This is a genomic window from Psychrobacter sp. CMS30 (assembly GCF_904846565.1).
GTDB classification, from domain to species: domain Bacteria; phylum Pseudomonadota; class Gammaproteobacteria; order Pseudomonadales; family Moraxellaceae; genus Psychrobacter; species Psychrobacter maritimus.
On the sequence record NZ_CAJHBF010000002.1, the window covers coordinates 122,375 to 135,776 of the forward strand.

General features: G+C 42.3%; 12 protein-coding genes. 3 read left to right on the top strand and 9 right to left on the bottom strand.

Going from position 1 to position 13,402, the window contains the following annotated elements; all coding sequences use genetic code 11:
- The first annotated feature begins 75 nt into the window (after window positions 1–75).
- Window positions 76–1,350 (top strand): sodium:proton antiporter, encoded by a 1,275-nt coding sequence (locus tag JMX94_RS01520; RefSeq protein WP_201562608.1) that lies wholly within the window; start codon window positions 76–78, stop codon window positions 1,348–1,350.
- A 118-nt stretch (window positions 1,351–1,468) separates the two neighbouring features.
- Here JMX94_RS01520 and JMX94_RS01525 read toward each other — a convergent pair whose 3' ends face one another.
- The 4 genes from JMX94_RS01525 to JMX94_RS01540 form a co-directional block, all read right to left on the bottom strand.
- The gene (locus tag JMX94_RS01525) at window positions 1,469–2,026 is read right to left on the bottom strand and encodes a DUF2127 domain-containing protein (RefSeq protein ID WP_227673467.1); all 558 of its coding nucleotides are present in this window, start codon (window positions 2,024–2,026) and stop codon (window positions 1,469–1,471) included.
- A complete protein-coding gene (locus JMX94_RS01530) occupies window positions 2,019–3,200 on the bottom strand; it encodes a dihydroorotase (protein WP_201562780.1) in 1,182 nt (393 codons plus the stop codon). The genes JMX94_RS01525 and JMX94_RS01530 overlap by 8 nt, the downstream gene beginning before the upstream one ends.
- 80 nt (window positions 3,201–3,280) lie before the next feature.
- Window positions 3,281–4,375 (bottom strand): RNA-guided endonuclease TnpB family protein, encoded by a 1,095-nt coding sequence (locus JMX94_RS01535; RefSeq protein WP_201562612.1) that lies wholly within the window; start codon window positions 4,373–4,375, stop codon window positions 3,281–3,283.
- 142 nt (window positions 4,376–4,517) lie between these two features.
- Window positions 4,518–5,591: an aspartate carbamoyltransferase catalytic subunit gene (locus JMX94_RS01540; protein WP_201562614.1), complete on the bottom strand. Its 1,074-nt coding sequence runs from the start codon at window positions 5,589–5,591 to the stop codon at window positions 4,518–4,520.
- A 428-nt stretch (window positions 5,592–6,019) separates the two neighbouring features.
- On the opposite strand from JMX94_RS01540, the gene JMX94_RS01545 reads away from it, so the two are divergent.
- Window positions 6,020–7,000, top strand: a complete 981-nt coding sequence (locus JMX94_RS01545) for a class 1 fructose-bisphosphatase (protein ID WP_201562616.1) — start codon at window positions 6,020–6,022, stop codon at window positions 6,998–7,000.
- A 114-nt stretch (window positions 7,001–7,114) separates the two neighbouring features.
- Entirely contained in the window at window positions 7,115–7,909 is a 795-nt protein-coding gene (locus JMX94_RS01550) for an RNA methyltransferase (protein ID WP_201562618.1), read from the top strand.
- Between the two features lie 110 nt (window positions 7,910–8,019).
- Here the strand turns inward: JMX94_RS01550 and JMX94_RS01555 are convergent, their stop codons facing one another.
- The 5 genes from JMX94_RS01555 to JMX94_RS01575 form a co-directional block, all read right to left on the bottom strand.
- Entirely contained in the window at window positions 8,020–9,228 is a 1,209-nt protein-coding gene (locus JMX94_RS01555; RefSeq protein ID WP_201562619.1) for a cupin-like domain-containing protein, read from the bottom strand.
- A 331-nt stretch (window positions 9,229–9,559) separates the two neighbouring features.
- On the bottom strand, window positions 9,560–10,492 hold the full coding sequence (locus tag JMX94_RS01560) for an electron transfer flavoprotein subunit alpha/FixB family protein (protein WP_201562622.1): 933 nt from the start codon (window positions 10,490–10,492) through the stop codon (window positions 9,560–9,562).
- A gap of 155 nt (window positions 10,493–10,647) precedes the next feature.
- Window positions 10,648–11,397 (bottom strand): electron transfer flavoprotein subunit beta/FixA family protein, encoded by a 750-nt coding sequence (locus JMX94_RS01565; RefSeq protein ID WP_201562624.1) that lies wholly within the window; start codon window positions 11,395–11,397, stop codon window positions 10,648–10,650.
- An 848-nt stretch (window positions 11,398–12,245) separates the two neighbouring features.
- Window positions 12,246–12,458: a cold-shock protein gene (locus tag JMX94_RS01570; RefSeq protein WP_057758834.1), complete on the bottom strand. Its 213-nt coding sequence runs from the start codon at window positions 12,456–12,458 to the stop codon at window positions 12,246–12,248.
- 368 nt (window positions 12,459–12,826) lie between these two features.
- The gene (locus JMX94_RS01575; protein WP_201562626.1) at window positions 12,827–13,252 is read right to left on the bottom strand and encodes a hypothetical protein; all 426 of its coding nucleotides are present in this window, start codon (window positions 13,250–13,252) and stop codon (window positions 12,827–12,829) included.
- Window positions 13,253–13,402: the final 150 nt, after the last annotated feature.

Here is a 13,402-nt window from a genome sequence, read left to right on the forward strand (position 1 = left end):
TAAAATAAAAACCCAGTCAATCTTTATAAGTTCTAATCTTAGGACGATTTTTTATCATTATTTGAGACCTTTTTTATGGCTCCTACCAGCAGCTTGACCATACTAGAAATCAGCGCTATTTTTTTATCGATTACCGCCTTACTGACTTACGTAAATCATCGATTTATCGGTCTGCCAACGACTATTGGCGTGATGGTTATCTCCATTTTACTATCTATCGGTGCGATATTTTTGGGCTTTTTAGGTTTTGATGAGCTGATTGATTACGAAGTGAGTTTATTGGAGCAGCTTGATTTTACCGAAGTCTTATTAGACGGCATGCTGTCTATGTTGTTATTTGCCGGAGCGCTACACGTCAATATTGGCGATTTAAAACGTTATAAATTGCCCATTGGTATCCTTGCTTGTATTGGCACGATCGTATCGGCGCTATTAATTGCCGCTGCGCTATACTTTATGCTGCCGCTATTTGGTTTTGGGCTGCCGTTTTTGTGGTGCTTACTATTTGGTGCTTTGATATCACCGACCGATCCTATCGCCGTCATGGGTATTTTGGCATCGGCAGGCGCGCCAAAAAGTATTGAAACCGTCATTGCTGGTGAGTCATTATTTAATGATGGTATCGGCGTGGTTATTTTCGTGCTGCTGCTCGGTATTTTATCGAGCGGCGATATCCCAACGGCCAATTATGTCGCCCATACCTTAGCCGTTGAAGCCGGTGGCGGTATTGTCTTTGGTTTGATACTCGGCGGCATATTATATTATTTAATAAAAAGCATCGATAGTTATCAAGAGGAAGTATTATTGACGCTGGCAGGCGTAATAGGTGGTTATGCACTCGCCAGCCATTGGCATTTATCAGGTCCACTTGCGATGGTAATGATGGGGTTAATGGTTGGTAATCGCGGACGGGCACTGGCAATGAGCGATAAAACGCGCCATTATATCGACCTATTTTGGGAATTAATTGATGAGATTCTCAATGCTATTTTATTTGTGTTAATTGGTTTAGAGGTGGTGATGATAGCTTATTCGGGCAATTTGTTTATCGCCGCTGGTTTGACCATTGTTATTGCTCTACTTGCGCGCTTTATCGTGGTAGGTATGACCACCAAAACCTTTCACCGTCAGCTTGATTTACCGACAGGCGCGTGGAAAGTGCTGACATGGGGCGGATTACGTGGCGGCATTTCGGTTGCTCTGGTCTTGCAGCTGCCGGCAGGCAGCGAGCGTGATATTTTATTGGCGCTGACTTATGCGGTGGTGATATTCTCTATCTTGGTGCAAGGTTTGAGCGTCGGTAAAGTCGCCAAAAGTATTCGCACTGATGAGCCAGTAGCAGAAATATAGGCTTTAAAGAGTATTGATTTAGTCGTTTCAGTAAAATAAAAGCCAGTATAAGTATCATCGCTTATACTGGCTTTTTTAGGTCTATTGAACGCGTTTATTCGTTTTTATAGCAGCCTAGTTATATCAAACCCTTGCGCTTCATATTGCGATAAACCACGATCACAATAATAATATTCGATACCAAGATAGCAAGCTTAAACCAATCAAATGGGCTTGCAAACAGATAGTAAATCTCAATAGGAATAAATATCCCATAGCCTAATACCCCAAACCAATACGCCCACGTTCTGTCTTGCCACAAACCATAAGCTTCTAGGAAGCGCAAACTGGCATAAGCAAAAATCAACAATAAAAATACTGGCCAATTTTTGCTTGCCTGCTGAGCAATGCGTACCGCACTATCAACTTGCGGTGCCAGTAGCTGTCCGAAGCTCTGTTGCCAAGAAGCGGTCGCGGTCGTAAGCCAATGCTCAAGGTCACTATGCCATGACCATAAAGCCCCCGCCCCTAATAGCGCACCGACGCCTTTGACCACCTCATATATTGCGACTGCTTTAATAGATTCGCTAGAGGTACTAGCACGACTGCGCGGTTTATGCTGCTGGCTGGTTAAATTTCGGTCGTTATTCTTCGAGGATGGTTGCAGATTATCATCCTGTCGGGGCAAGTTAGCCAAAGAAAGTCTCCACAACGCGGCCTTGCAATTGCTGATTAAAGAATGGCGTATTTTTACCATTTGACAGCATGGATTCTGTGGTCACTTGCCACTCGAGATTGGGGTCGACCAATACTGCGCCGCCGATACTTTCATACTGATCATTAATACCAGCAATTTTTGCTGGATTAAGACAGATTTTATCGACCAGCTGTTCTAAAGTTAATACTTCATCACGTACCAACTGACATGCCAGCGCCATAAACGTATCAAAGTTTGAGATACCGGGCGTACTCTCAGCAAACGGTGCTTTTTTAGCGGTACTATTTAATGGCTCATGATGGCTGCAAATCGCATCAATGGTGCCATCTTTTAGCCCGCGGCGAATGGCTTGCTGATCGGTATTACTACGCAGCGGTGGTAGCACATAGGCTTGGGCATTAAAGCCTTTTAGATTATCATCGGTTAAGTACAGCTGATGCATCGCCACATCACAAGTCACCGGCAGACCTTTGTCTTTTGCCCAGCGCATCAGCTCAATCGAAGACTTACAAGATAACTGGCTAAAATGTGCTGCAATACCCGTTTCTTCTACCATTAACAGCTGCGTCGATAAAGCGACGGTTTCAGCAATCCAAGGAATCCCTTGCAGACCATGATATGAGGCGATATAACCTTCATGTGCCACGCCATCACCAGACAAACTTGGCTCATCAGGATAAAAGAACACTTTCATATTAAAAGTAGCCGCATATTCCAAGGTACGCAGTAATACTAAGTCATTGCGAAAAGGTCGACGCGCATTAGATACCGCGATACAGCCGCCCTTTTTAAGCCCAGCGATATTTGATGGGCGCTCGCCTTCTAAGCCTGCGGTCAACGCACCTAAAATATGCAAATAAATACCGCCATCACCAAGCGCGCGCTCACGCAAGCCTTTTAACAGCGAGCCGTTTTCTAAAATAGGATTGGTATCAGGCGGAATCACCACATGCAAAAAGCCATTGCCACGAGCAGCGCGCCCTTCTGACTCTAACGTACCGTGTTGTTGTTGACCCGGTTCACGTAGGCGCGCGCACAAATCAACCAAAGGAGGTAGTAGCCACATTTCGCGCTCTGACTCAAGAGAAGCCAGTTTATTGGTTACTGTGCTTGGTAGCACGTCTTTAAATGCTTTTGGAAGTAAGTCGTGCATATGAATATCTGAATTCGTAATGTGAACCATGAGCGTTATTACCGTATCAATAAAATGGGATAATTGACTTCCTCCCCTCCCTAAAGTGAGGGGATTCCTACCGCTAGACGCTCAAGCCCGAGCGCGAGAATGTTTTTTGCCGCATTAATATCGCGGTCATGAGTGACACCGCACTCACAAAGCCATTCTCTTATTCCAAGACCCGTCCTACCTTTCGGACTGTTTTGGCGTGAGCCACAACACGAACAAGTTTGGGTGGTGTAACTTTCATTTACCTCGTCATAGTAGCAACCTGCGTTCTCGCACTTATAGGTCAGTTGCCGCTTAATCTCAAACCAACCTGCGTCATAGACGGACTTGGCTAGCTTGCCCCTAGTGAATGATTTTGATTGAAGTTTGCCAATGATGATTATTTTATTAGTCTTGGCAAGGTTGGTGGTAAATTTATGAATCAAGTCTTGGCGTGTATTTTTAATCTTGGCGTAAATCGCCTTAACTCTTTGTTTGTTTTTAGCCCGCTGAGCAATGCCTAGTTTTTTAGCGTATTGCTGGGTGACTTTGGTTTTTAGTACCTCACCATTACTTGTCATTGCTGAGTCTTTACAGCCTAAATCAATACCAGTTTCGCCTGTACCGCACTCAATTTTTGGGTACTCTTTAACGGTGATGCAGGCATACCAAAGACCACGACTGTCCTGTACAAGCTCACAAGTGTTGATGGTGTAGAGTGCTAAATTGTAGCTATCCCACACGTCGATGGTCAGCTTTTTGCCTTTTGATAGGCTAAATTGAATGGTGGATTTGAGGCTTTTCTTTCCTGCTTTTTTGACACCTAAGTATTTGATTGCTGTTTTTTTAAAGGGAATCCAACCAAGTGATTTGCGCTTAGATTTTGGGTTATTGGTTCGCCAGTTTAGTTTGGCTTTTTTGAATTGCTTTCGAGATTTAGCATGGGTTTCAGTAACAGCTTGCAAGGTTTGACTGTGCAAATTCAAAAACTCACCACTGCCTTTTACATAAGTTGCAATATCATAAGCTGAAAAGAAATGATTGGTGCGTTGAAGATGCTTAAAACTCAAGTCATTCACATAGTTCCACACAAAATTAACTGCGCCCGCTAAGGTATTTAGCTGATTGGCGTGTTTGTCTTTGATGCGTAACTTGAGCGTTTTCATAGAGTGATTATGGTCTTAATGAGTTTGGTTGACAAGTCTGTTTTAAGGCTGAGCGACAATAGCTGACGCCTGATATCCACGCCCTAGAAGGGAGATGGTTTTACGGCGCTTTTTGATAAATATAAAATAGGGCAGCAGAGGATTATTGACTCGCAGCTTGATGGGCGCGCTGACCTTCCATTGCCAGTGACAAGACCGCCATACGAATAGCGATACCGTTATTTACCTGCTTTAAAATCACAGACTGCGCTCCATCGGCGACGCTTGAGGCAATCTCAACACCGCGGTTCATCGGCCCTGGGTGCATCACCAAGGCGTCAGGTTTAGCCAATGCCAGCCGCTCTGGTGTAATACCATAGTGTTTATAATATTCACTCGACGACGCTAATAGCGGCGAGCCGATACGCTCATTTTGTATTCTTAATCCCATAATGACATCACAGTCCGTGACACAGTCATTCATATTTTCATACACTTGTACGCCAAAACGCTCAATACCTTTAGGTAACAAGGTACGCGGCGCGCAGACGCGAATGTCTTTCACGCCTAACGTTTGTAGCGCACTGATATCAGAGCGTGCGACCCGTGAATGCTTAATATCACCGACGATAGCTACTGACAATTCTTCAAATGGGCGCGGCGCTTCACGGTGAATGGTCAGCATATCGAGCATCCCTTGGGTCGGATGCGCATGCCAGCCATCACCGCCATTGATAATGGCGATATCCGGCGTCACTTCGGTTGCCATAAAATGGGCCGCGCCTGACGCTGAATGCCGTACCACAAAGATATCTGCCGTCATCGCTTGCAGATTCCACAGCGTATCGCGCAAGCTTTCGCCTTTTTTGGTACTAGAGCGCTCGATATCGATGTTTAGCACATTGGCACCAAGACGCTTTTCAGCGACTTCAAAGGTTGTACGGGTACGCGTTGACGGTTCAAAAAATAAATTCATCACCGTATAGCCTTCAAGCTCAGGACGGTTAATAAGCTGCCCATTTTCATCAAAGAACGTCTCAGCTTTGGCAATAATTGCCTGCAACTGCGCCTTATTAAGACCTTCTACCCCTAAGAAATGACGAATACTGCCATCGTTATTAAGCTGCGGAAGACTTAACGAGCTATTAAGCTTTTGATGAATGGTATCGGGGTCGAATTTAGCGTAATCCGTTGGCGAGACGGTCTGGGTTGAGCGACTATCGATAGAATTTGACATAATGGCAGGTCTTTATTGTTAGTTTATATGATTTGCTAAGCATCATTGATGCATTTTTTGGCGATTTATGGTCGATAAGCACAGAGACAAGGACATTTTGGCACTTATTTGCTACAATTTACCCCAGTGGCAGTGATAGACATAACGCCGCAAAAAACAGCATTTGTCATCTTCTTGGGTAATAGCCATAGACCTGTCATAACCATCATTAAAATCCGCTTATCCAAACGATAAATAAATAATAATAGCGCTAGTGTAGCTGATTTTGTGGTCAGGACAAAGATGCCGTGTGGGGTATTTAAAAATTTACCAGATTTAAGGGCATTAAGTGCGAGCTAAAATATTTCTCAAACGCTCATTTTTCCTTTAAATTCACCAGCCTTTATTTTAAATAATATTCATTTCAATAGCCTTTATCAGGAAGCATTATGACAACCTTAGCAAACTATCTAAACGCTCATGCAAGCAACCCTGCACTCAATGACGTGATTACTACCGTGACTGATGTCGGTAAGACCATCTCGCAATTATTGAGAAAAGGGGCGCTTGCAGATATCTTAGGTGAAGCGGGCAATCAAAACGTCCAAGGTGAAGAGCAGAAAAAACTCGACGTATTGGCTAATGATTTATTAGACGCTTTGGCAAAAAACAGCCATTGTGCGGGCGTCGCTTCAGAAGAGCTCGACGATGCCGCCCCTGCCAATGCCGATGGCAGTTTATTGGTATTGTTCGACCCGCTTGATGGTTCATCAAATATCGACATTAATATGGCCGTCGGTACTATCTTCTCTATCCTACCGTACCAACGCCAAGGTCAAACCAGTGAAAATAGCGACTTCTTACAAGCAGGCAATCAACAGTTAGCTGCCGGTTATTTGCTATATGGTACCTCTACAGTATTGGCGCTGACTATTACTGATAATGTTGTGATGTTTAGCTTAGACCCTGATACCAATGACTATGTGCTGATAGAAGAAAATGTCACCATCGATGCTGATACCAGCGAATACGCTATCAATGCTTCAAACTATCGTTATTGGCGCGCGCCGATGCAACAATATATCGACGAACTCATCGCTGGCAAAACTGGTGTTCGTGGTCGCGATTTCAATACCCGTTGGGTAGCGGCGATGGTCGGTGATGTGCATCGTATTTTATGTCGCGGCGGGCTTTTCACTTATCCTTTTGATACTAAAGATGCCAATAAAGCGGGCAAGTTACGCCTTATGTATGAAGCCAACCCGATGAGCTTGTTGATTGAGCGTGCTGGCGGCGCTGCCACTGACGCAGTCAATCGTATCTTGGATATAGCGCCAACCGATATTCACCAACGTGTTCCTGTGGTACTTGGTAGCAAAAACGAAGTCGAGTATGTTAAGAATCTACATGTAAATTATACTGATAAATAAGTCATCCGCGCCAATCTGCTAACCGTCATTATAAAGTCTTATAATTGATATACCTTATATTGATAGTCCTTATAATGACGGTTTAAACTTTTTATTTTTTCTAAGCGATCCATTATGGTAGCAAATCCCACCGAGCTTATTACCTCAGATAAAAATACGACCGTCAAGCTTGTCAAAGGGTTATTAACGCAAGCGCGCCAACGCAAAAAGCAAGGTCAAACCGTCATTGAGGGTGTGCATCTAATCGATGCGGCGCTGCGTAGCGATTATCCGTTCGTGCAAATACTGCTTGCAGACTCAGCGCATCAGCATCCTGAGGTTCAGCAGATTTTAACGCGACTGCCAACCTACACGCCTATTTTGACTTTGTCAGATGCCCTGTATGAGAGTATTCGTAGCTTAGGTACGGGCATCGACATTATGGCGCTGATTACTATACCAACGCCCAGCTTAGCGGCCATTAGTGACGATTGTCTTATTCTTAATGATTTACAAGATAACGGTAATGTGGGCACGCTGTTGCGCACTGCTGCCGCAGTTGGCATACGCAATATCCTATGTACCAGTGGTACCGCGCAAGCATGGTCACCAAAGACGCTCAGAGCAGGTATGGGCGCACAGTTTGCCCTAACCATTTATGAAGATCTCAGTGTGCAAGATATTTTGGATTATGTGCAAACGCCGCTATTTGCGACCAGCTCACATACTGATACCGTCATTTATCAACACGACTTAAAGCAACCTATTGCTTGGATTATGGGACATGAAGGCCAAGGCGTATGTGATGAGCTGATGCAGTGCGCCACCCCTATCGCTCTACCGCAGCCTAATGGGCAAGAAAGTCTTAATGTCGCCATTGCTGGCTCATTATGCTTATATGAGACGCTGCGCCAGAGAAAATATACTTAGCATTAATGTTGGATGTATCGATAAGCACTTATTAAAAAATGACTGATAGCACTATTGCCTTATCAGTCATTATTAGTTTAAGAGTAAGCTCGGTTTTTTAATCCTGCCTCTCAACTCTGTGCTTTTTTAAAGCTTTCAGCATAGTTATTTGGTGCATTAAAGTTGGTGAAGCTGATACTAATAGATTTATCCAACCCTTCTACGCAATGCCACCACCCAATAGGAATAAATAACGCATCGCCTGCATCAATAGTAACTTCAACTGGGGTCACATGCTGCATCAATGGATGTTTTTTCAAATCAAAATTGGGAAAATCTACTTCACTATACACGTGCAAATCATTATAGAGCCAAGGCACTTGCCAAGCTGGAATCAAAGTAACCTTCTTAGAGCCATACACTTGAACCAACATATTGTTAGTCAAGTCATGATGTAGCGGCGTAAAAGTACCTTTGGGTCCCATCCAAAAATACGTACTAAAAGCTGCATCACTGTCTAAAAGCTGGCGGTAGCCTTCACCAAAATCCCCTATATCATCAAGTGCTGGTCTGATGGTTTCAACGTTTTGTTGCGTGTTATTGGCAGTCATATAATAGTTATTACTTTCACCGTCATTTTCTATCATATTGACAAATTCAGACATCAGCATCGATTTGCGATACTTATCAGAATGCCGCTCAAAAAGCGCATCATTCTCGCGATCGAACTGCACCTCAATTTCTGCATCCCCTAAAACCTCAGCAAAGTATTGTGGACTCCACTTTTTAAGAGCAGGCCAATGATCAATGCCTTTTTTAAGTACTACAGGCTTGTGCTTACTATAATAATCTCTAATAAAGGTTTCAAACGCTGGCGTATCAATGACATCAAGCTGTTGGTTGTAACCTGCATCCAATCTAGCCAAGTGATCACAGGTTTCAAGTAGCCATTCTCGCTTTTTTAGCGTTTTGGCAGCCTTTATACCCGCGCGCAAATAGGGACTTTTTAAAGCCGTCTGTACCTCTAGGGCAATCTCTGCCTCACTAAATCCCTGCTGCACCAATACGTTCGCGATACTGCTTTTACTCGTTCCCTCAAGTAGATTAGTAGCGACCCATTCTTTCCAATTATTCGGCAGCCTACGAATGGGTTGCTTGCTGTCATTCGCCACTGGCTCTAACTCATCATTGAGAGCGGCTTTGATCTGAGCATCTGAAAAGCGATTGTTCTTTAATGTCTCAATGATTGTCTCTGTTTGGACACCGCGTATTATATTCGTCGCGACCCACTCATGCCATTCTTGAGGTAAGCGTACTGCCGCGTTTAATCCTGCACTCATTAGTATCTCCTAATCCCTTATGTACTAATTCATTGGTCTATAGCATCCAGTTATGAGTAGCCTCTCACGAGAATATATTCATAACAATCACCTGACTATCACTTAGCCCGCGGGCGCTATGATAAAGCTATTTATCCAAAATTCTGCTAAATTAATAGACTAAATTTTAGTCTATCATAGTGGATAGGCTAATAAAATCAAAATTAACTTTCGAAGTATAGACCGTTATGAGGATTTGAATTTTTACATAAAAAAAGCCTCCGATTCATTGAACCGGAGGCCTTCAAAACTATCATAGATTAAGCGATATAAAGCACTAAACCGTTAAGAACTAAATCTTGCTAGTCAGCTCAGGTAACGCTTCAAACAAATCAGCTTCTAAGAAGTAATCAGCAACGCTAGCGATAGGCGCTTCTGGGTCATTGTTAATAGCAACGATGACTTTAGAATCTTTCATACCAGCCAAATGCTGAATAGCGCCTGAGATACCAGCCGCGATATAAAGCTGCGGTGCCACGATTTTACCCGTTTGACCAACCTGCATATCGTTTGGTACATAGCCTGCGTCAACAGCAGCACGTGATGCACCAACAGCAGCGCCAAGCTTGTCAGCTAATGGCTCAATGTATTTAGTGAAGTTTTCACCATTTGCTAAGGCACGACCACCAGAAACAACGATGCCTGCTGAAGTTAATTCAGGACGGTCAGATTTGGCCATCTCTTCATTAACAAAGCTTGCTTTACCGGTCTCTTGCACGTTGTCGATAGTTTCAACAGTCGCTGAACCACCTTCACTTGCTACTGGGTCAAACGCTGTGGTACGTACTGTCATAACGACTTTATCTTCTGTGGTTTTAACCGTTGCCGTGGCATTACCTGCATAGATAGGACGCTCAAACGTTTGCGCGTCTACTACAGCAGAGATTTCTGACAACATACTCACGTCAAGTAAAGCTGCCACACGTGGCATAAAGTTCTTACCAGTGGTGGTAGCAGGTGCAAGGATATGGCTATAATCACCAGCAATATCAGCAACCAATAGCGCAACGTTACCAGCCAACTGATGCTCATAAGCGGCATTGTCTGCTAATAATACTTTAGTCACGCCATCTGCTTTAGCCGCTTCATCAGCTGCCGCTTGTGCGCCACTACCCGCGACCAATACATGGACATCATCGCCCATTTGTTTAGCAGCAGCGATCGTGTTTAAAGTTGCCTTTTTTAGACTGGCATTGTCATGTTCTGCATATACCAAAATTGCCATTGTTTTTGTCCTTTATTTATTCGTATCATCTATTCATGCGGTTGTTTGTGTACAGCGTTATTTATCCATTTAGCTTAAATATTAAATAGCTTAAATATTAAACTGCTCAGACCTCATAACGTTGCACAGGATATGCCGTAGCAAAGTATTAACAATTAAATAACTTTTGCTTCATTTCTTAGCTTATCGACCAACTCGTCAACTGAACCCACTTTGATACCAGCTTTACGCTCAGCAGGTGGCACGACTTTGATAATTTCTTGCTTAGATGCCATATCAACACCAAAATCAGCAGGCGTTTTCTCATCAAGTGGCTTTTTCTTCGCTTTCATGATGTTAGGCAATTTAGCATAACGTGGCTCATTCAAACGTAAGTCAGTGGTAATAACCGCTGGTAGGTCAAGCGCTAGAGTCTGTAAACCACCGTCGATTTCACGAGTGACATTTACTTTACCGCCGTCAACTTTCACTTCTGACGCAAACGTACCCTGACCGATACCCATCAATGCCGCTAGCATCTGACCGGTTTGGTTATTGTCATCATCAATAGCTTGTTTACCCAACAGGATAATATCGGTAGATTCAGCCTCTGCGATACTTTTTAGGATTTTAGCGATTTGTAGTGGATAAGGTTTTGCGTCAGTCACTACCAAGACACCACGGTCAGCACCCAATGCTAAAGCTGCACGGATCTGCTCTTGTGACTCTTTTGGACCAATTGATGCCACAATAATTTCATCAATCACGCCCGCTTCTTTTAAACGAACCGCTTCTTCAACAGCAATTTCATCAAAAGGGTTGATTGACATTTTAGTGTTAGATAAATCTACGCCAGAATTATCAGCTTTTACACGAACTTTTACGTTGTAATCAATGACACGCTTGACCGCTACTAATGCTTTCATACGTTCCTCGTTTATTAATGTTATGAATTAAAAATTGCCAGTTAAGAACCAGAGGTTCATCTTTTTCAAACTGTTGTTCAAATCGTCGTTCAAAATATCACTAAAGGTTATTACTACAGTAACAGAAATTTTAACTAAACACTCATAAGCCAATCACCAAAAGTGTATTGGCATAATACTTGCTTTTTACCAATAATCAAAATTTAAAAGTAAAATATTAAAACCTGTTAAAGCTAAGCCAACCGTAATTATCAGACCCATCTATCTTGCGTGAGCACAGTGCTAAGGTCAAGACAACGCCGTGAATAATGCGTCATAAATTTGTCACCACTGTTGCAAAAAGCGTCTATAAGCGCATAAATGAACCATTTATCTTATTAAAAACCGTTAGCAGTACAATATTTATTATGCTTTCTATGCTTTACGAATCACTTAACTGGATAATTATCTCTTGATTTAAGCTTCTATTACATTTAAAACCTACTATAGTCAGTCCTAAATAAAATAAGTACAAGTATTATAATGCGCTACTGGTATTCATTTTCCTCGCTTGCTGTGCCTACGCAGACAGAGGCTGCGCAAACTTAATACCAGTAGCTCTGTGTTCATTTTACAGCGGATCGCCTATATTCTATTTAAAATCAATGAGAACAAGCTTAGTGATATTAAATATTTAGTCTATTTTCTTAAAAAAATTGCATAAAAAAAGCAACCTGATGAGAGGTTGCTTTTTTTTAAAGTCTAAACAGTATTTTTATTGTTTTAACAAACAAAGGAATCAATGCTTATTAATAATCTTTTGCTATTAAGTAAACTGATAAATCAGTATGACTCAATAATCAGTAAGATTAGATAGCTTCGATTTGCTCAGCTTGTGGGCCTTTTTTGCCATCACCTAAGATGAAAGACACTTTTTGGCCTTCGGCTAGAGTTTTGAAACCGTTACCTTGGATAGCGCTGTAGTGAGCGAATACGTCTTGTCCGCCATTGTCTTGAGCGATAAAACCAAAACCTTTAGCTTCATTAAACCACTTTACAGTGCCTTCAACTTTATCTGACATAAATTTTCCTAACTCTTTAACTGTTGGCGAGACGTGTGTCATCACCGATTAATTGATATATACTCAAGTATTTTCTGCTGAATGCGTCGGCTTAAACCCTTGATATATCTAGAAGATATACTATCTGTTCTTGCCTCAAATCCTCTGAGTACAAGCTGATTATAACAGCTTTTCTCAACTGCAACAGGTTAAATTACTTTTTTTTGTAAATAATTCACTTCTTATGTAAAGGGAATGGTTAGGATGACGTTAATATATCTAAGCTATTGATTTTTATAACTATTTGTCGTTATTTAGCAAACTATAACGAACACTCATCACGTTTTTCTTAATGATAAAATTAATAAATTAACTATTTAACTCGATATCTACTGCGGTAACGGTAGCCATGGTGACGATAATACCAGTAGACACAGGGCAAAAAATATCAAGGAAAACGATTGGCTATAAGCGATGTACTTAGCTGGAACCACCAAGTCTTTCGGTGAATCGGGTATGCCTTTACGTTTGAGTAGCCGTGTGCCGTATATCCAGCCATAGATGGTATACATACTATAAGCAACCGGAACTGCGAGCGCTAATGGCGCTAGATCGATGACATATAAGGCGACTGTCGAGACAAAAAACCAAGCGGTATCAATCAAGGAGCTGATTTGGAAAAATTTGGACTTTGGCAACTTACCCTGATTGCTTTTGAGCATCTCCCCTTCTATCCATATCAAAACAGCCACGATAGCGCTCAGAGTAATATATGCGAATTGCGGCGTTAGCCAGTTAGGATTTGGTATTTGCACAACAGACAACCTGTAATCAAGAAAAAATAAGAATAAGAAGCGATATGAAATAACGCTTTAAATAAGACAAAGTCATTGATAAAAATGATGAAGGCTGTCTATATGAGGCAGAGATGCTGCGTTTTCAACCAATATTAAAGCAATTGACAT